This is a genomic window from Mycolicibacterium sphagni (genome assembly GCF_002250655.1).
GTDB lineage: Bacteria > Actinomycetota > Actinomycetes > Mycobacteriales > Mycobacteriaceae > Mycobacterium > Mycobacterium sphagni.
Genome location: NZ_NOZR01000014.1, coordinates 1 through 18,990, shown reverse-complemented (window position 1 = coordinate 18,990; position 18,990 = coordinate 1). Strand labels below are relative to the sequence as shown.

Sequence of the window (18,990 nt, the reverse complement as noted above, 5' to 3'; positions counted from 1 at the left end):
GAACCTCAGTCGGGCTGACAGGATTTGAACCTGCGACCACTTGACCCCCAGTCAAGTGCGCTACCAAGCTGCGCCACAGCCCGCGGCGCTGTCCGGGATCCCCGGCAGCAGATCGAAAGCCTACCGTAGGCCCCCGCCGACACCCGAATCGGCCACACCCGTCACACCGTCACCAACCGGTACAGCCCGATCAGCCCCACCACGACGATCACGGCACGCAGCACGTTCGGCGATAGCCGTCGCCCGTAGTGCGCGCCGAGCCACCCGCCGATGAGCGACCCGGCCGCGATGAGCCCCGCCGCCTCCCAACTCACCCGGTCGAACGCCACCAGCGTGTAGCCCACCGCCGCGACGATGTTCACCAGCAGCGATAGCAGATTCTTGGCCGCATTCATCCGCTGCATATCCTCGGGCAGCAACGCCCCCATCACACCGATCAGCAGGATGCCCTGCGCGGCGGTGAAGTACCCGCCGTAGATCCCGACCGCGAACGTGCCCAGCACCAGCGCAGCCATCCGCTTCGGCGACACGTGCTCAGCCGACCGCCCCGTCGCCTCAGCTCGAGCGCGCGCGTATGCCTGGATCCGCGGCCCGATCACCACCAGCACGAGCGCCAAGATCAACAGCACCGGAACGACCTCGGTGAACACCTTCTCCGGCAGATGTAGCAGCAGAAACGCCCCGATGGCCGCCCCGACCAGTGACGCCGGGATCTGCCAGCGCAGCCGATCCCCCTGCCCGCCGAGCTCCTTGCGATACCCCCACGTCCCAGACACACCGCCGGCCACCAGACCGATCGCGTTCGACATCGTCGCCGTCACCGGCGGAAATCCCAGCGCCACCAGCGTCGGGAACGTGATCAGCGTGCCCGAGCCGACCAGCGAATTGATCGCCCCCGCTCCCAGGCCGGCCAAGGCGATCACAATCATGTGGGAAACAGGCACCAAAAAACCCTAACCGGATGTCGACAACCCATCACACCCGGGCGGGAAGACCCGAAACATCCTGACGCTCAATGTGTTCCACGACACAGGCGCGGACCGCTACCGCGACCAATACTGTCGGACGCTATGAGCGAGATACCGAGTACCGACGAGGCGCTGGCCGCCCTGTCCATGCCCCTGCTCGACGCGATGATGACCCAGCGGGCCATCCGCCGCGTGAAACCCGACCCCGTCGACGACGCCCTCGTCGCCAAATGCATCGAACTCGGACTTCGCGCCCCCACCGGATCCAACGGCCAGAACTGGGAGTTCATCGTCGTCAAGGACCAGCGCGTCAAAGACAAGCTCGGCAAGCGCTACCGCCAAGGCTGGGCGGCCTACGGGGCTCTCGGCGAGCGAGCAGCTGCCGGCGACGAATCGATGCTCAAGATCCTGCGATCCGTGAAGTGGCAGGTTGAGCACTTCAGCGAGATCCCCGTGCTGGTCATCCCGTGCCTGCGCGGCGGCATGCGCCTGCCCTACCTGCCGACACCCTTCGTCGGCGAATCGTCCTACTTCGGGTCGATCTACCCCAGCGTGCAGAACCTGCTGCTCGCCGCCCGCGCCATGGGCCTGGGCGCATCGCTGATCACCATGCCGCTATGGAGCGTCACCTCGGCTCGTAAGACTCTCGGCCTACCGCTGTCGGTGACGCCGATCTGCGTGATTCCCCTGGGGTGGCCGAAGGGGCGCTACGGGCCAACCACCCGTAAGCCCGTCGAGGACGTCGTCCACCTCGACTCGTACGGAAAGCGGTGGGTCAAGGACTAATGGTGGCCGCCGGTGGGGCCAGGACCGTGGTCGCCGCCGTTGAATCCCGGCTCCGCGACCTCAGCCTCGGTCAGGTTGTCGCTGGTGTCGGGGATGACGGTCGGTGCGCAGTCCATCGAGAAACTATCCTCGGTGTCAGTCTCCGAGCAGGCCAGCACCCGCGGCGCGGCGCCATCGAAGGCACCCGAGAACACGGCGATCGCGGGCGCCGTGGCGATCATCAAGCCAGCAACGCCGTAGATCAGGCGGCGAGTGGGCACGAGCGAGGCGGCAAACTCCATACCTGGCAATCTACTGGCCACAAGCCCTTCACGAGCTTCAAACCCGCCGATTCAGCGTGGCTTGAGTTTGCGTTTCTCGCGCACCCGGACGTTGATCCGGATCGGCGAACCCTCGAAACCGAACGTCTCGCGCAGCCGGCGCTCTAGGAAGCGGCGGTAGCCGGCCTCCAGGAAACCACTGGTGAACAGCACGAACGTCGGCGGACGCGCGGTGGCCTGAGTGGCGAACAGGATCCGCGGCTGCTTACCGCCACGCACTGGCGGCGGTGTGGCGGCGACGACTTCCTTGATCCAGGTATTCAGCTGGCCGGTGGAGATCCGGGCATCCCACGACGCCAGCGCGGTCTCCATCGCCGGCACCAGCTTCTGCACCGCACGCCCGCTCTTGGCCGAGATATTCACCCGCGGCGCCCACTGCAGCTGTGCCAGCTCGCGGTCGATCTCCTTCTCCAGCAGATACCGCCGGTCCTCGTCGACCAGATCCCACTTGTTGAACGCCAGCACCAGCGCCCGGCCAGCCTCAATCACCATCGTCAGCACGCGCTGGTCCTGCTCGGTCAGCGACTGCGAGGCGTCGATCAACACCACCACCACCTCGGCGGCGTCGATCGCGCTATGCGTGCGCACCGAGGCGTAGAACTCATGCCCGCTGGCCTGTCCGACCCGTCTGCGCAATCCGGCGGTATCGACGAAACGCCAAGTCTTGCCGCCCAATTCGATCAGCGAGTCAACTGGGTCCACCGTAGTGCCCGCGACATCGTGCACGACCGATCGCTCGGCGCCGGCCAGCCGGTTCAGCAGCGAGCTCTTGCCGACGTTCGGCTTGCCCACCAACGCCACCCGACGTGGACCGCCGGGTGCCGGGGCCACCTCCGACGCCTCGGGCAACACGGCGATCAGTTCGTCCAGCAGGTCGGCCACGCCGCGCCCGTGCATGGCGCTGACGGGGTGCGGCTCCCCCAGCCCCAGCGACCACAGTGCCGCCGCGTCCGATTCGCCCTTCTCGTTGTCAACCTTGTTGGCCGCCAAGAACACTGGCTTACCCGATCGGCGCAGGATCCGCGCCGCGGCCTCGTCCCCGGAGGTGGCGCCGACCGTGGCGTCGACCACGAGGATGATCGCGTCCGCCGTCTTCATTGCCACCGACGCCTGTTCGGCCACCAATTGCTGCAGGCCTTTCGCATCGGGCTCCCACCCGCCGGTGTCCTGCACCACGAACCGCCGCCCGGTCCAGGACGCGTCGTAGGACACTCGATCGCGGGTCACACCCGGCAGGTCCTGCACGACGGCTTCACGTCGCCCAAGGATCCGGTTCACCAATGTGGACTTGCCGACGTTGGGCCGGCCGACGATGGCGACTACCGGCGGTGGCGCGAACGCCTCACCCTCGTCCTCGAAGCCTTCCTCGCCGAGTTCCCAGTCGCTTTCGTCCGACCATGTGCCGTCGTCGGTCATCGCACTGCCCCGCTTCGCTGCTCGACCAATTGCAGCAGGTGGGCCACCACTTCTGCTTCGTTCATATCGCTGGTATCCACGATCACCGCGTCCTCGGCGGGGCGCAGCGGTGACAGCGCGCGCGTGGAGTCCAGGTGATCGCGGCGACGCACATCAGCCAGCACCGTCTCGTAGTCGTCGACCAAGCCCACCGCGACATTCTGATCGTTGCGCCGGCGCGCCCGGGTTTCCGCCGACGCGGTCAGGAAGATCTTCACGTCGGCGTCCGGCAGCACGACGGTGCCGATGTCACGCCCTTCGACGACGACATTGTCCGGCCCGGAAGCCAATTCCCGCTGCAGGGCCACCAGCCGGGTGCGTACCTGCGGAACGGCCGACACCGCCGAGACCGCGCGAGTCACCTCGTCACCGCGGATCTCGGCCGAAACGTCCTCTCCGCCAAGGTAAGCACGATCGACATCAGGGTCGTGGCCCACCGACAGCGGCACATCGGAGGCCGCCGCGATCGCGTCGGGATCGGTCAGGTCGACGTGGGCGCGCAGCATCGACAGCGTGGCGATCCGGTACATCGCCCCGGTATCCAGGTAGTGGGCGTCCAGTGCACGCGCCAATGACCTTGAGACCGAAGACTTTCCAGTCCCAGCGGGACCGTCGACCGCCACCACCAGACCACTCACAGACCTACCGCCTTGTACAGTTCCCCAACTTCCTTGCGGCTCAGCACCCGGATGCTGCCCGGCCGCTGCTCGCCCAGTGTCACCTCGCCGATACTGACTCTTACCAACGACTCCACTGGGAAGCCCGCCGCGGCCAGTAGCCTGCGCACGATCCGTTTGCGGCCCTCGTGCAACGTCACGCGGACGAGGGTTTTGCCCGGCACCGCGTCGACCACCGCGAAATCGTCGAGCGCGACCGGCCCGTCGTCGAGTTCGATACCAGCCCGCAGCGTCTTACCCAAACCCTTTGGCACCGAGCCGGTTACCGTCGCCAGGTACGTTTTCGGCACCTCGTACGACGGATGCATCAGCCGGTGCGCCAGCTCTCCGTCGTTGGTCAGCAGCAGCAAGCCCTCGGTGTCGGCGTCCAGCCGCCCGACGTGAAAAAGGTTTTTGTTGCCCCGCACCCGATGCTCCACGAGATCGCCGACGCACGGCCGGCCCCGGTCATCGGACATCGTGGAATGCATGCCGATGGGCTTGTTGATCGCCAGGTACATCATCGTGTCGTCCAGGATGATTCGCGATCCGTCCACCCGGATGTCAGCGGTGTCCGGGTCCACTCGGGTGCCCATTTCGGTGACGATGCGCCCGTCGACTTCGACCCGGCCGTCGTGGATCATGCGCTCGGCCACCCGCCGCGAGGCGATTCCGGCCTGCGACAGGACCTTCTGAAGACGTACCCCTTCTGGCTCAGGCATCGGTGTCCACATCGAAGGCGATGGCCGCATCGGCACCCGCGCCGGCGGAAAGCTTGGCGAAACGTGGCTCAGAGTCCAGGTTTTCGCTGAGGTCGTCGATCACGTCGACGCCGGGCAATAGCGGGGCGATGTCGGGAAGATCCGTCAACGACGACAACCCGAGCCGCTCGAGGAACAACTCGGTGGTGGCGAACATCGTGGCTCCGGTGTCCTCGTCGGCACCCGCCTCGGTGATCAGCCCGCGCGCCACCAACGTCCGGATCACCGCATCGACGTTGACGCCACGCACCGCGCTGACGCGTGCCCGGGTCACTGGCTGGCGATAGGCCACCACGGCGAGCGTCTCCAACGCTGCCCGGGTCAGCTTCGAACGCGACCCGTCCAGCAGCAACCGCTCCACATACGGTGCGAGCCGAGCGCGGGTGTACATGCGCCAGCCGCCGCCGGCCTCACGTAGGTCGATGCCACTGTCGCGGGCCGCCAACTCCCCGGCCATCAACTCCAGCTTGGCGGTGATGCGGTACACCGGCTGCTCAGTCACTGTGGCCAGCGTCTCGGCACTGACCGGGGTGTCCACCACCAGTAGCAGCGCCTCCAGCACACGGCCCAGTTCGTCGTCATCCAGATCGGAATGGGCGACGTCGATGTCCAGCTCGACCCCAAGATCCAAGTCGGGTGCATCGCCTGCGTCATCGGTCATGGTTGGTTCTGCTCTTCTTCCCACTCGGATCTGACCAGCTCTTCGTCTACCTGCCGGTCCCCGGTCCACGAAACCTGGAGCACACCAAGCGGTTCTGCCTGCTCAAATGCTACCGTCCTGGCCCGATACAGTTCGAGCAGCGCCAGGAAGCGCCCGACGATCTGTATCGGCTCGTCGCAGTCGGCCACCAGCTCCTTGAACGACGCCCACTGCCCCACCCCGCGAGCCGAGAGAAATTCCAGCAGCCGCTCGGCCTGCTCGGGTACCGACACCTGCGACGCGTGCAGGTGATCGGTACCGACAGTGGGCACCGGGCGCGGAGTGAACGCGGCGGCGGCGATATCGGCGAAGGTGATCGCGTCGACACCCAGCATGACCTCGGGAAGCAGGTCGGCGAAGCGGTCCTCGAGCGCGACAGCCCGCGGATAACTTCGCAGCGCCGCGGCCTCCAATTCGGCGAACATCTCGGCGACATGCTTGAACGCGCGGTACTGCAGCAGCCGCGCGAACAACAGATCGCGCACCTCCAGCAGCGCCAAATCCTCCTCGTCGTGGACCTCACCGGCGGGCAGCAGCCGTGCGGCTTTGAGGTCCAGCAACGTGGCGGCAATCACCAAAAACGTCGTGGTCTCGTCGAGCTCGAGTTCGGGGCCGATCGCGCGGGTGTAGGCGATGAATTCGTCGGTCACCTGATGCAGCGCGACCTCGGTGACATCCAGGCGGTGGGCGAAGATCAACTGCAACAGAAGGTCGAACGGACCCTCGAAGTTGGTCAGCGTGACACGAAAGCCCTTCGTAGGCGCCGGCTGTTCGGTCACTTGCCGAAGCGGTCGATGACCTCGCGGGCCAACGATCGGTATGCCTGTGCGCCAGCCGATTTCGGTGCCCAGGTGGTGATGGGCTCGCCGGCGACACTGGTCTCGGGGAAGCGCACGGTGCGGGTGATGACGGTGTCGAACACCAGATCGCCGAAGCGTTCCAGCACGCGGGCCATCACCTCGCGGGCGTTGACCGTGCGGTTGTCGAACCGGGTGATCAGAATCCCGCTGATCGACAGCCGCGGGTTGAGCCGCTCGCGCACCTTCTCGACGGTGTCGGTGAGCAGCGCCAGGCCACGCAGGGAGAAGTATTCGCATTCCGTCGGAATGACCACGCCGTCGGAGCAGGCCAGCGCGTTGACGGTCAGCAGGCCCAGCGACGGCTGGCAGTCGATCAACACGTAGTCATAGCGGTCGAGCACCGGGTGCAGCGCGCGGGCCAGGGTCTGCTCGCGGCCGACCTCGTTGACAAGCTGGATCTCGGCGGCCGACAGGTCGATATTGCTGGGCACCAGATCCAGGTTCTTGACCCGGGTGTTGATCAGTACCTCGTCGATGCTCACCCGCGGCTCGATCATCAGGTTGTGCACCGTGTTGGCCAGCTCGTAGTGCGGCACACCCAGTCCCGCGGACAACGCACCCTGGGGATCGAGGTCCACCAGCAGCACTCGACGGCCGTACTCGGCCAGCGCCGCGCCCAAGTTGATCGTGGAGGTGGTCTTGCCGACGCCGCCCTTCTGGTTACACATCGAGATGACCTTGGCCGGCCCATGCGAAGTCAGCGGCTGTGGTTCGGGAATGTGTCGGGGTGGGCGGCCGGTGAGACCGATGGGGACGTCGCCGTCTACCTCGTCGGTCACGCCGTGCCCCCCGTCATCAGGCGATTCGGCGGCGTGGCGGACATCCGCGAAAGTCTAACGGTGTGTCGGCGCTGCGAATGGCAGACCCGCGACATCATGCCCGCGGATGTGCGCCGGCCCACACCTCGCGCAGCGCATGCACCGTGACCAGGGTGTATATCTGCGTCGTGGTGACCGACGCGTGCCCAAGCAGTTCCTGGACCACGCGGACGTCGGCGCCGCCGTCCAGCAGGTGGGTGGCAAAAGAGTGTCGCAGAGTGTGCGGTGACACCGCCGCGGAGATACCGGCGCGCTCGGCCGCGTCCTGCAGCACCTGCCAGGCGCTCTGCCGTGATAACCGTCCGCCTCGGGCGTTCAAGAAAATCGCCGGCCCCCCGCGCCCTCGGCGCGCCAATTCGGGACGGCCCCGCACCAGGTACGCGTCCAGCGCCGCGATCGCCGGCCGGCCCACCGGTACCAGCCGCTGCTTGCCGCCCTTGCCGCGCAGCAGTACCGAGCGAGCCTCGGTGTCGACGTCGTCGACATCCAGCCCGACCGCTTCGGAGATCCGCGCGCCGGTGGAGTACAGCAACTCCAGCATCGCCCGGTTGCGCAACGTCAACGGCCCGTCCGACGGGCTGTCGCCGCCAGCGCCGTCGAGCAGGGCCAGCACGTCGTCGAGGGTCAGACTCTTGGGCAGTCGACGGCTCGGGGTGGGTGGCTTGACCGCCCTGGCCACATCGACACCGATGATCCCCTCGGCGGCGGCGAACCGGTGAAATCCGCGCACCGCGATCAGCGCCCGTGCCGCCGACACCGCCGACAGCGGCACCGAGCCGGCGTCCGGGTCGCCGCGGCGCAGCGCCACCAGGAAGTCGCTGACGTCGTTCTCGGAGACGTTGGTCAGATCGTCGATGCCGCGCTGAGTCAGGTGCTCGACGTAACGGCGCAGATCGCGCCGATAGGAGCTGATCGTATTGGCCGCCACCCCGCGTTCGATGGTGAGGTGGTCGAGGTAGCCCTGCAGCTGGCCGTCCAGTGCGGCGCGGAGGACAGGAGCGGAGTGACCGGGGACATCGGCTGAGAAGGTCGTCATGAGCGGGCCTTCCCCGCGGCGAACGCGGTCGGGCGATCGGCCCACGGCGCATCGACGTGGCGGTTGGGCTTACCGCCAACGATCACCGCGTGCGCGGCCAGAATGCCTGCTGCCGCAGTGGAATTCACAATCTCACCGGCTAGCACCCGCTGCACGGCGTCGGCGATGGGCACCCACTCCACCGTCATGTCGGCTTCTTCGTCGTGGCCGTCGGGCCGACCGACATCGGTCAGGCCGCGGGCCAGATACACCCGCAACGCCTCGTCGCTGAAACCCGGGGAGGAGATCAGATCGAGCAACACGCTCCAGTGGCTGGCGGTGAGCCCGGTCTCCTCCCGCAGTTCGCGGGCTGCGGCAGCCGCCGGAGCCTCGCCCGGTTCGTCGAGCAGCCCGGCGGGTAGCTCCCACAGTCGCCGCCCGATCGGATGGCGGTACTGGTAGACCATGGCCACCCGGTCAGTGTCGTCGACGGCGGCGACAGCCACCGCGCCGTAGTGTTCGACGACTTCGCGCTTGGCGATGTTGCCGCCAGGCATGCGAACCTGGTCGGCCCGCAGGGCGAGAATATTTCCGCGATAGATCTTTTCGGAGGAGACTGTCTCGAAATCGTGGCTACCCACGAGACGACTGCTCGGCCAGCGGCTGGGCCGCCTTGTCCGTATGTTCCTTACCGTTGGGGTGCTGTTCGGGAATTTCCACCGGCAGCCGCTCTGCCGCCTTGTAATCGATCGCGGCACCGACGAACGCGACGAACAGTGGATGCGGACGGGTGGGACGGCTCTTCAGTTCCGGGTGGGCTTGCGTGCCGACCAGGAACGGGTGAACTTCGCGGGGGTATTCGACGAATTCCACCAGGTGACCGTCGGGTGAGGTCCCCGAGAACCGCAGACCGCTCTCCGCGATCGTGTTGCGGTACTCGTTGTTGACCTCGTAGCGGTGCCGGTGCCGCTCGGACACGTGCGTGGATTGATACGCCTCGGCGACAATCGATCCCGCGTCCAGCGTCGCCGGGTAAGCGCCCAGTCGCATGGTGCCGCCCAGATCCGCCTCACCGGCCACGATCTGCTCCTGGTCCGCCATCGTGGAGATGACCGGATCTGGTGTGGCAGGGTCGAATTCGGCCGAGTTGGCCTCACTGAGCCCCACCGAGCGGGCCGCCTCGATCACGATGCACTGCAGCCCTAGGCACAATCCGAGGACGGGTAGCCCGCGCTGGCGGGCGTGGCGGATAGCCCCGATCTTGCCTTCGATACCGCGGATGCCGAACCCGCCCGGGATGAGTACCGCATGCACGTCGCCGAGCGCCGTGGCCGCACCGCTGTCAGTCTCGCAGTCGTCGGAGGCTACCCAGCGCATCTCCACCTTGGCGCGGTGGGCGAATCCACCGGCGCGCAGCGCCTCGGCCACCGACAGGTAGGCATCGGAGAGGTCGACGTATTTGCCCACCAAGGCGATTCGCACGGTCTCCTTGGGATCGTGCACCCGGCCCAGCAGGTCGTTCCACTGCGTCCAGTCGACGTCACGGAAGGGCAGATTGAGGCGGCGCACCACGTAGGCGTCGAGTTCCTCACGGTGCAGCACCTTGGGAATGTCGTAGATCGACGGCGCGTCGGGAGTGGAGATCACCCCGTCGATGTCGACGTCGCACATCAGGGCGATCTTGTTCTTCAACGGCTCGGGCACGTCACGGTCGCAGCGCAGGATCAACGCGTCGGGGCTGATACCGATGCTGCGCAGCGCGGCCACCGAGTGCTGGGTGGGCTTGGTCTTGAGCTCACCCGACGGCGCCAGATACGGAATCAGCGACACATGCAGGAAGAAGCAGTTCTCCCGGCCGACCTCGTGGCGGACCTGCCGGGCGGCTTCCAGGAAGGGCAGCGATTCGATGTCGCCAACTGTGCCGCCGATCTCGGTGATAACCACGTCGGGGCGGTTGCCGGTCGCGTCGGGTTCGGCCATCGCCAGAATGCGCCGTTTGATCTCGTCGGTGATGTGCGGGATCACCTGCACGGTGTCACCGAGATACTCGCCGCGGCGCTCCTTGGCGATGACCGTCGAATACACCTGACCGGTGGTCACATTGGCCGACCCGGACAGGTTGCGGTCCAGGAAGCGTTCGTAGTGGCCGACGTCGAGATCGGTTTCGGCACCGTCCTCGGTGACGAACACCTCGCCGTGCTGGAACGGGTTCATCGTTCCCGGGTCGACATTGAGGTACGGGTCGAGTTTCTGCATCGTCACCTGCAGGCCGCGCGCGGTCAGCAACTGACCGAGACTGCTTGCGGTAAGCCCCTTGCCGAGGGACGAAACGACCCCACCGCTGACGAAGAGATGCTTGGTAGCGGTCTGCGGATGCTTACGCAGTGGTGGCAAGAGCGGCCTCCGTGACGACGGGCAGGGGATCGCTGTGAGCTAGCTGGGGCCTGCCGACCCACGGAATCTCACCCTAACACCGACGCCGACAAGGTGGCGCTAACACGCCCGTGGGCTTGGTTACCTCTGGGTTACTCGCGGCCGAGTTGCTGCTGAGCCCTACTGCGGGACGGTGACGGATGCCGCGCCGGGGCCGACGCCGAACTTGCCCGTCGATGCGCCGTTGATCATGTTCTGCAATGCCAGCACCGTGGTGATCCGGCCGGACTCGAGGTTGATGTCGTCGACGGTGGTCACGTCGGCGGCCATGCCGGCGTCGGATCGCGTGACTGCCAGCGCGGAGGTCCCAGTGGCCGAGCCGTCGCGGCCGGCCAGCACCGTTCCCGACCCGTGCGGAGCCATGCCCGCCGCGAAGCGCGCGACCGTGGAGCCCTGGTTGCCGGCGTCGTCGCCGAGCGCTCCCCCGGTGACGACGACGGCGGTGTTCGCCGCGCTGAGGTGGTCACCCTGGTAGGTCAGGAAGCCGGTGTCGCGCAGCGCCGCGAGCACAGTGTCGCGCTGGCCGTCATCGGCCGGTTTGACCTCCGGGTTGCGGTTGATCAGAAGCGCGATGCCGAGCAGGTCTCCGGCCTGGGAGCCCTGGTCGACGAGCGTGGTGCTCAGCTGAGCCCCGGCGGGCACGATCGACGAGTTGACCACCGAGCGCAGCTTCTCCGCCGAATTCGCGTCCACGAACTGCTGGGTCAGCGCGACCGTGCCGGTCACGGTGCCGCCGGCCTGGCCGATGATGCGGCTCATCGCCACCAGGTCGTCATCGTCGGCGTCAGGGGTCCGGAAGAGCACCACCGACTTCCCGGCCAACGCGTCATGCACGATCCTGTTCGACATCTGATTATCGAAATCGTCAGCGGCACCGAGCTTTACGTTCAGCGCATTGCGCTGGTCGGTGAGCGCAATGATCTGCTTGTTGAGATCCTGCTTCTCGCTGCGCAGCCCGGACAGCAGCGTGTCGGAGAGCACCCCCGAGCCCAGGAACACTCCAACGGCAAGCGCGAGGAACACCGCGGCCAGTGAAATGGCATGTTGGCGTAGCGAAATCACAGCGGTGACCCCTTCCGACTTGAGTTCGACGAGCGGCTGGTGGTTAGGTCACCCAGCTCTGCACCCACAGCGAGAAGCGGTTCCAATAGGTCACGATCCAGTCGATGACGAAGGTGTCTGCTCGCGACACCCACAGCGCGGCGATGATCGCGATCAGCACCGCAAGGATCAGCATGGCGATCGCGCCGCCGGAGATGTGGTTGCGGTACAGCGTGGCAACGGCTTTCGCGTCGACCAGCTTTTCGCCCACCTTCAGCCGCGTGAGGAACGTCGACGGATTGCTCTGCTGTCGGGACCGGTCGAAGAACTCCTCGATGCTCGCTGAATGACCGGCGGTGACGATCAGCGCGGCACCGTGATGGTCGACGAGCAGCAGCGCCAGGTCGGCGGCCGAACCCGCGGCCGGGAACGTCATCGCCCCGATACCCAGGTCCTGGATGCGCTCCAGCCCGTTGGCGTGTCCGTCGGAGTCGGCGGGAAGCACCACCTGTGCGCCGCTCTTGAGCACGTCGGCGCTCATCTGATCGGGGTTGCCGACGATCAACTGCGGCCGGTAACCGCACTTCTGCAGGACGTCAGCGCCACCCTCCACACCGACCAGGACCGGCTGATACTCCTTGATGAAGGGCTTGAGTGCCTTGAGGTCATCCTCTGCGCCCGGGCCGTCGGCCACCACCAACACGTGGCGGCGATAGACGTCGACATCGATCTCCGGAATGCCGATCCCGTCGATCAGCAGCGGGCTCTCGCTACGGATGAACTCGATAGTATTGCCGGCGAAGGCCTCCAGATGGGCGACGAGCCCGGTCTTGGCGTCCTGCATGAGGTCGGCGATCTCTTCGTCGCTGCGCTCCACACCGTGCACCAAGCGGCGGTCACCCGCGTACACCCCACCGTTGTGCAGCCGAATCTTCGCGCCGTCCTTGATCTTCTTGAAGGCGTCCGTGCCGACACTGTCGATCAGCGTGATGTTGTTGGCTACCAACACCTCCGGGCCCAGGTTCGGGTAGCGACCCGAGATCGACGGGGAGGCGTTGACAACGCCGGCGATGTTCGCGTCGACCAGAGCGTCAGCGGTCATCCGGTCCAGGTCGAGGATGTCGAGCACGACAATGTCGCCCGCGCCGACCCGGCGCAGCAGGCGGTCGATGTCGCGGTCGACGCGGGCCGTGCCCGCGACGCCAGGTCGTGCACCGGTATTACGCGAGAGAAGTGCTGACATCTTCATGGGCCGATTCTGTCGGCGTGCAGGCCCATATCAGTGGAGGCGCGCCGTAACAACTGCCCCACAAGTCACATTTTGTCACAGGAGTAACACGGTTTGGTCGCCGCCCCGGCTCGTCGCCGGGCCGCTCCCGGCCGCGATGCGCGCGGCCAAGAAGCCACGGCGCCCAACTCCCCCAACACCTTCCGGCTACGCCGTAGTCATCCGGCTCAGCTGACCCGGTCCTCCCGCGCCGCCTCCAACAACTCGCGGGCGTGCGCGCGGCCGGTGTCCGACTCCCCCAGCCCGGCCAGCATCCGAGCCAGCTCGGCGACCCGCTCCTCGGTGTCGAGCCGGCGCACCTCGCTTGCCCCATTCCCGGCGCTGTCGACCACCAGATGACTGTCGGCGTAGGCGGCGACCTGGGGCAGGTGGGTGACGACGATGACCTGGTGGCTGCGGGCCAGCCGCGCCAGCCGCCGCCCGATCTGCACCGCGGCGCGGCCGCCTACTCCGGCATCGACTTCGTCGAAGACCATCGTGGTGCCCTCCGCCGAGGCCGCCAGCACCACTTCCAGCGCCAGCATCACCCGGGACAGCTCGCCGCCGGATGCGCTCTTGTTCAGTGGCAGCACATCGGTGCCGCGATGCGCGGTGAAACCGAACTCGACCAGGTCGATGCCTTCGCCGCCGGCGTGCACGGTCTCCCCGGACGGCAACCGCAACGGTGCGCTGTCATCGTCGCGGGCCGGCATCGGCGACACCGCGACGGTGAAGTCGGCGTGTGTCATGGCCAGCCCGGTGAGCTCGGCGGTGATCGCCTTCGCCAACCCCTTGGCCGCTTTGGTCCTGACCTTCGACAGGTCGAGTGCGGCGGTAGCCACCTGCGCGGCGAACTCCTCGACCCGCCGGGCCAGCCCGGCCAGCGCATCCTCGGACACATCGAGCTGCGCGAGCCGCTCTCGGGACTGCTTGGCCCAGGCCAGCACTCCGTCGACGTCGGCGGCGTACTTGCGGGTGAGGCTGCGCAGCTCGGCTTGACGGGCAAGTTTGGTCTCCAGCGCGCTGGCATCATCGGGCAGGTCACCAAGGAAGTCACCCAGCTCACGCGCAACGTCGCCGACGACGGTTAAGGTGTCGGCGAGCTGGCGGGCCAGCGCGCCGAGCGCGGGGTCGTCGGTGGACTGCAGCATCGACATCGCACGGCCCAAAGTGTCTGTTGCCGAACGGGGTTCGCCGTCACCAAGGTCGTCTACCGACAGGTTCGCGCGGGCGCCGGCGACCGCCTCGCGCAGCGCGTCCAGCTCGGAGAGCCGGCGAATGTCGGCCACCAGCGACTCGTCCTCGCCCGGAGCAGGATCGACGCGGTCGATCTCGGTGAGCGCGAACTTCAGCCGGTCGGCCTCCTGAGCCAGCTCGCGGGCCCGGTTGGTGCGGTCGACCAGATCGCGCCGGGCCAGTAGCCACTGGTCACGCAGCTTCCGGTAGCGCTCGAGTTTGGCGTCGACCCCGGCGAACCGATCCAGTGCGGCCCGCTGCTCTTCGGGGCGCATCAGCCGCAGCTGGTCATTTTGGCCGTGCAAAGTGAGCAGGCCGGTGGTGAACGTGGTCAGTGACTTGGCCGGCACGCTGCGTCCACCGAGGTAGGCGCGCGACGGGCCTTCGCGGCTGACCGTGCGCAGGGCGATGATGCTGCCGTCGTCGTCGCGGTCGGCGCCGGAGGAATCGAGGATCTCGTCGATCTGGGCGGCGGTCGCGTCGTCGAGTTCGGCCGTGGCAAACCGGCCTTCGACGACAGCCCGCTCGGCACCCGAGCGCACCCTGGTGGCGTCGGCCCGCGCCCCACCCAGCAGATGCAGCCCGGTGACCACCATGGTCTTACCCGTGCCCGTCTCGCCGGTGAGCACGGTCAGGCCGCGGTCGAACTCCGCGGTTGCCGCGCTGATCGCGCCCAGTGCCTCGATCCGGATCTCAGCCAGCATCGCCAGCTCACTGCCCCCGCCAGCCGGTGACCGGCAGGCGGAACTTGCGCACCAGGCGGTCAGTGAACGGAGCACTGTCCAGCCGCACCCACTTCAGCGGCGTCGTGCACTTGGTGACCTCGAGCCGCCCTCCGGCCGGCACCCGCATCTCGCGACGGCCGTCGCAGAACACCAGCGCCTCGTGGCTGTCGTTCTCGATCTCGATGGCGATCAGCGCGGTCGGGCTGGTGACCATCGGCCGGGCGAACAAGGCGTGAGCGTTGTTGGGCACTACGATCATTGCCTCCAGGTCCGGCCAGACCACCGGACCGCCCGCCGAGAAGGCGTAGGCCGTGGAGCCGGTCGGGCTCGACACCAGCACGCCGTCGCAGCCGAAGGACGACACCGGCCTGCCGTCGATCTCCAGCACGACGCCGATCACCCCCAGGCGCGCACCCTTCTCCAGGCTGGCCTCATTGAGCGCCCATCCCCGGGCGATGACGTCCCCGTCAGCGCGCACAGCGATGTCCAGCGTCATCCGCTCCTCCACGCGGTAGTCGCGAGCGACCACGTGTTCCAGGACGGTGTCGATAGCCTCGGCCTCGGCCTCGGCCAGAAAGCCGATGCGGCCCAGGTTGATTCCGAGCACCGGGATCTCGGCATTGCGGGCCAGTTCGGCGGCCCGGAGAAAGGTGCCATCGCCGCCGAGCACCAGCACCAGTTCGCAGCCCTCGGCGGCGTTGGCGTCGGCGTCGGCGTCGACCACTTCGATGGTCGAACCCGCATTCAAGGACACGCGGTCGACCGCCTCGGCGGACAGCAACCGCAAGCCGATCCCGTTGTGCCCCAGCACTTTCTCTACCCGGCGAGCCGTCTCGGTGGCCTCGTCGCGGCCAGTGTGCACGACGAGCAGGATCACCCGCTCAGAAGTCATTGCGGTCCTTCCGCGACGGCGCGGCGAACCGCGGCGTCCAAATCGTCTCCAAGCAGGCCGCGGTCGGTCTCGGCCCGCAGCCATAGGAAGTATTCGACGTTGCCCGACGGACCGGGCAGCGGGCTCGCGGTGGCGCCGACGGTCTGCCAACCCAGATCCGCGGCTCGGCCGGCGACAGCCAGCACCGCAGCCGTGCGCAGCTGCGGATCGGAAACCACGCCGCCGGCGCCGACGTGGTCTCGCCCGACCTCGAACTGTGGCTTCACCATGGGAACGATATCGGCGCCCGCCGACGCGCATGCGGTCAGTGCGGGCAGCACGGTGCCCAGGGAGATGAACGACAGGTCGGCGACCACGACGTCGGCGGGCGCGCCGATCGTGTCGGCGGTGAGGTCACGCACATTGGTGCGCTCGATGACAACCACTCGGGGATCAGACCGCAGCGACCAGGCCAGCTGCCCGTAGCCGACGTCCACGGCCACGACTTCGGAGGCGCCGCGGTCCAAGAGCACCTCGGTGAAGCCGCCCGTCGAGGCGCCGGCGTCCAGGCAGCGCCGGGCGGTCACGTCGATACCGAAGGCGTCCAGGGCGCCGATCAGCTTGTGGGCGCCGCGGGACACCCAGGTGCGCTCCTCGCTGACCTCGACCGTGAGGTTCGCGGTAACCGCCACCGCGGTCGCCGGTTTGACCGCCCGCATCCCGTCAATGCTGACGCGGCCGGCGTCGATGAGTTCAGCGGCTTGCTGGCGCGACCGTGCCAATCCTCGACGGACCAGCTCAGCGTCAACCCGGGCACGCCGCGTCATGCGCGAACTCAGCCCTTCTCCACCGATTCCAGCGCATTGACCAGGATCTGGTGCGCTTCCTCGAGCTGTCGTCCGACGGCGTCGATGTCGACACCGGTGACGTCGGCGCTCTCCGGGTCGACGCTGGGCAGTTGTGCCAGCACGGCGTCGATATCGGCGCGGATCTGTTCGGGGTCGGTACTCATGTCACCGCTCACGCTAGCCGATCAGGCGCCGTCAGCAGGGACCAGCGCTGCAGCGCGGCGCGTGCGGTGTCGTCGCCGGCGTGCACCGCCACTGGCCTGCCGTCGGTCTTGGTGTTCCACACCGCCCTGGCGGTGGCTCGGACCACCGAGAGCCCGTCGGCACCCGGGTCGCCGCCGGCAGCCGCCACGGTGATGACACCGTCGCGAACCTCCACCCGCCAGGCCGGCTGCTCGGCCACCTTCAAGGTGTCGGCGCTTTCGTGCAGATCCCGGAGATCGGCACCGATGTAGGTGGGCCGCTGCTCCGGCACGGCGTGCACTGCCTCGGCTGCGGTGCTGACCCCGCACAGCACCATGAGGCTGGGCAGATCTGCGGCGTTCGCGCCCGCGATGTCGGTATCCAGACGGTCACCGACGACAAGCGGATCGTCAAATGAGCCACGGCCCAACGCATCTCGCATCAGTGCGGGCGCCGGCTTGCCGGCCACTTGTGGTTCGGCGTCGGTCGCGGTTCGCAGTGCGGCGACCATCGAGCCGTTCCCGGGCAACAGCCCCCGCTCGGTGGGCAACGTACGGTCGACGTTCGCGGCCACCCACAGGGCGCCGGCGCGGATCGCCAAGGCCGCCTCGGCGAGGTCAGCCCAGCCGGTTGCGATGGAATGCCCCTGCACCACGGCGACGGGGTGGTCATCAAACTGACGCACCGCACGCAGTCCCACCGCCTCGATTTCACCCGCCAGCGCATCGGTGCCGACGATCAGCACCTTCGACCCGGGTTCGAGCTGTTCGGCGAGCAGCCGGGCCGCACTCTGGGCACTGGTCACCACATCGTCGGCGTGCGCGGTGAAACCGAGTTCACGCAGGTGGGCGGCCACGTCGTCGGCAGCACGGGAGGCGTTGTTGGTGACGAACAGCTTGCGGGTGTGCGCTGCGTCGAGCGCGGCGATGGCGCCCTCGGTCGGCTCGTGGCCGCGGAACACAGTGCCGTCCAAATCGAGCAGCAGGCAATCATGCTGCCGGGCAAGCGTTGTCACGTCAGGCCAAATCGCTGACGCGCTCTTCGGCGTCGGTCACGGCGTCGACGTCGGCAGCGGCGGCATGGATGAACCACTGCACCGCCTCGTCACCACGATCCAGTGCGAGCAGGGTCTCGGCGTAGGCGTAGAACAGCCTTGCGGCCGTGGAACCAGTGCGCGACGGATCGAGCGCGGGGCTGGACAGGACGGCCAGCGCCTGTTCGAGCTGTCCAAGGTCGACGCGGGCGCCGGCAGCGACGATCCGCAGCTCGTCGGCGTCGTCGCCGGTGAGCTGCGCAGCCTCAGGGCTGCGAGCCAGCTCGATGGCGCGTTCGGGCCGGCCGACGCCGCGCTCGCAGTCGGCGATCAGCGGCAACAGTTGCGACTTACTACCCATCCGGCGGGCGGCCCGGAATTCCGAGAGGGCCTGGGCCCAGTCCCCGCACTGGTAGGCGGCGATACCGACAGCCTCCCGTACGGCCGCGATGCGGCCCGAGCGGGCCCGGGCGGCTTGGGCATGCTCGAGTGCGGCTTGTGGATCGTCATCGAGAAGTTCACCGGCCGCGACAAGGTGGCGGGCCACAGTGTCGGCGGTCGAACGATCCAAAGTTGAAAGCTCGCCACGGATCTCGGGCGAGAGCTGCTTGGCCTCGATGGTCGACGGGATCGTCGGGCCGCTCTGGGTCGACGTGCTTTCCTGCCCGTCGCCCGCATGCTCAGGCTGCGCCCGACGGGCACGTCCCGGACCCGACTGGTGCGGGGCATTGGAACCCCGACGGTCGCGGCTCGCGCCGCCGGCTCCCGCAGGACGACGCGGCGGACGCCCGCCGGAATTGCCTTGCCTGTCATCGACCACCTGTAAAGGATACGGGCATCACCGAGACGGCCACAATTCGGCCAATTCAATATTAAAAGGAATTGCATTCGGATTGAGAAATGGAAACGCCCCCCGATTTCTCGGGGGGCGTTTCACTAAATTGTGTTCGGCGGTGTCCTACTTTTCCACCCGTGTTGGGTAGTATCATCGGCGCTGGCAGGCTTAGCTTCCGG

At 67.5% G+C, this 18,990-nt stretch carries 20 protein-coding genes and 1 tRNA gene; 1 reads left to right on the top strand and 20 read right to left on the bottom strand.

Annotated elements, in window-relative coordinates:
- Positions 1–9 precede the first annotated feature (9 nt).
- A tRNA-Pro gene (locus CG716_RS16805) sits at positions 10–83 on the bottom strand.
- Positions 84–161: 78 nt separating this feature from the next.
- Entirely contained in the window at positions 162–929 is a 768-nt protein-coding gene (locus tag CG716_RS16800) for a sulfite exporter TauE/SafE family protein (RefSeq protein WP_420093200.1), read from the bottom strand.
- A 141-nt stretch (positions 930–1,070) separates the two neighbouring features.
- Between CG716_RS16800 and CG716_RS16795 the strand changes: the two genes are divergently transcribed.
- Positions 1,071–1,754, top strand: coding sequence for a nitroreductase family protein (locus tag CG716_RS16795; RefSeq protein ID WP_094481598.1), 684 nt, complete (start codon positions 1,071–1,073; stop codon positions 1,752–1,754).
- Here CG716_RS16795 and CG716_RS16790 read toward each other — a convergent pair.
- The 18 genes from CG716_RS16790 to CG716_RS16705 form a co-directional block, all read right to left on the bottom strand.
- On the bottom strand, positions 1,751–2,035 hold the full coding sequence (locus tag CG716_RS16790) for a hypothetical protein (RefSeq protein ID WP_094481596.1): 285 nt from the start codon (positions 2,033–2,035) through the stop codon (positions 1,751–1,753). The genes CG716_RS16795 and CG716_RS16790 overlap by 4 nt on opposite strands.
- 51 nt (positions 2,036–2,086) lie before the next feature.
- On the bottom strand, positions 2,087–3,490 hold the full coding sequence (gene der / locus CG716_RS16785; protein WP_094481594.1) for a ribosome biogenesis GTPase Der: 1,404 nt from the start codon (positions 3,488–3,490) through the stop codon (positions 2,087–2,089).
- On the bottom strand, positions 3,487–4,167 hold the full coding sequence (gene cmk, locus CG716_RS16780) for a (d)CMP kinase (protein ID WP_094481592.1): 681 nt from the start codon (positions 4,165–4,167) through the stop codon (positions 3,487–3,489). The genes der and cmk overlap by 4 nt, the downstream gene beginning before the upstream one ends.
- On the bottom strand, positions 4,164–4,907 hold the full coding sequence (locus CG716_RS16775) for a pseudouridine synthase (RefSeq protein WP_094481590.1): 744 nt from the start codon (positions 4,905–4,907) through the stop codon (positions 4,164–4,166). The genes cmk and CG716_RS16775 overlap by 4 nt, the downstream gene beginning before the upstream one ends.
- On the bottom strand, positions 4,900–5,607 hold the full coding sequence (scpB, locus tag CG716_RS16770; RefSeq protein WP_094481588.1) for an SMC-Scp complex subunit ScpB: 708 nt from the start codon (positions 5,605–5,607) through the stop codon (positions 4,900–4,902). The genes CG716_RS16775 and scpB overlap by 8 nt, the downstream gene beginning before the upstream one ends.
- Complete coding sequence (locus CG716_RS16765; RefSeq protein ID WP_094481586.1) at positions 5,604–6,425, bottom strand: segregation/condensation protein A; 822 nt, start codon at positions 6,423–6,425, stop codon at positions 5,604–5,606. Before CG716_RS16765 ends, scpB begins: the two co-directional genes overlap by 4 nt.
- Complete coding sequence (locus CG716_RS16760; RefSeq protein WP_094481584.1) at positions 6,422–7,285, bottom strand: ParA family protein; 864 nt, start codon at positions 7,283–7,285, stop codon at positions 6,422–6,424. Before CG716_RS16760 ends, CG716_RS16765 begins: the two co-directional genes overlap by 4 nt.
- A gap of 94 nt (positions 7,286–7,379) precedes the next feature.
- Positions 7,380–8,360 carry a site-specific tyrosine recombinase XerD gene (gene xerD, locus CG716_RS16755; protein ID WP_094481582.1) on the bottom strand — a complete coding sequence of 327 codons (981 nt, stop codon included), beginning with the start codon at positions 8,358–8,360 and terminating at the stop codon, positions 7,380–7,382.
- On the bottom strand, positions 8,357–8,980 hold the full coding sequence (locus CG716_RS16750; protein WP_094481580.1) for an NUDIX domain-containing protein: 624 nt from the start codon (positions 8,978–8,980) through the stop codon (positions 8,357–8,359). Before CG716_RS16750 ends, xerD begins: the two co-directional genes overlap by 4 nt.
- Positions 8,973–10,724, bottom strand: coding sequence for a CTP synthase (locus CG716_RS16745; RefSeq protein WP_165774189.1), 1,752 nt, complete (start codon positions 10,722–10,724; stop codon positions 8,973–8,975). Before CG716_RS16745 ends, CG716_RS16750 begins: the two co-directional genes overlap by 8 nt.
- A gap of 168 nt (positions 10,725–10,892) precedes the next feature.
- Positions 10,893–11,834 (bottom strand): copper transporter, encoded by a 942-nt coding sequence (locus tag CG716_RS16740; RefSeq protein ID WP_094481576.1) that lies wholly within the window; start codon positions 11,832–11,834, stop codon positions 10,893–10,895.
- Between the two features lie 43 nt (positions 11,835–11,877).
- The gene (steA, locus tag CG716_RS16735; protein WP_094481574.1) at positions 11,878–13,062 is read right to left on the bottom strand and encodes a putative cytokinetic ring protein SteA; all 1,185 of its coding nucleotides are present in this window, start codon (positions 13,060–13,062) and stop codon (positions 11,878–11,880) included.
- Between the two features lie 206 nt (positions 13,063–13,268).
- A complete protein-coding gene (recN, locus tag CG716_RS16730) occupies positions 13,269–15,020 on the bottom strand; it encodes a DNA repair protein RecN (RefSeq protein ID WP_094481572.1) in 1,752 nt (583 codons plus the stop codon).
- A gap of 7 nt (positions 15,021–15,027) precedes the next feature.
- The gene (locus CG716_RS16725) at positions 15,028–15,933 is read right to left on the bottom strand and encodes an NAD kinase (protein WP_094481570.1); all 906 of its coding nucleotides are present in this window, start codon (positions 15,931–15,933) and stop codon (positions 15,028–15,030) included.
- Complete coding sequence (locus CG716_RS16720; protein ID WP_094481568.1) at positions 15,930–16,739, bottom strand: TlyA family RNA methyltransferase; 810 nt, start codon at positions 16,737–16,739, stop codon at positions 15,930–15,932. Before CG716_RS16720 ends, CG716_RS16725 begins: the two co-directional genes overlap by 4 nt.
- 8 nt (positions 16,740–16,747) lie before the next feature.
- Positions 16,748–16,924, bottom strand: a complete 177-nt coding sequence (locus CG716_RS30235; RefSeq protein WP_094481796.1) for a hypothetical protein — start codon at positions 16,922–16,924, stop codon at positions 16,748–16,750.
- 8 nt (positions 16,925–16,932) lie between these two features.
- Complete coding sequence (locus tag CG716_RS16710) at positions 16,933–17,958, bottom strand: HAD-IIA family hydrolase (protein WP_094481566.1); 1,026 nt, start codon at positions 17,956–17,958, stop codon at positions 16,933–16,935.
- A 1-nt stretch (position 17,959) separates the two neighbouring features.
- Positions 17,960–18,796, bottom strand: coding sequence for a tetratricopeptide repeat protein (locus CG716_RS16705; RefSeq protein WP_094481564.1), 837 nt, complete (start codon positions 18,794–18,796; stop codon positions 17,960–17,962).
- Positions 18,797–18,990 lie beyond the last annotated feature (194 nt).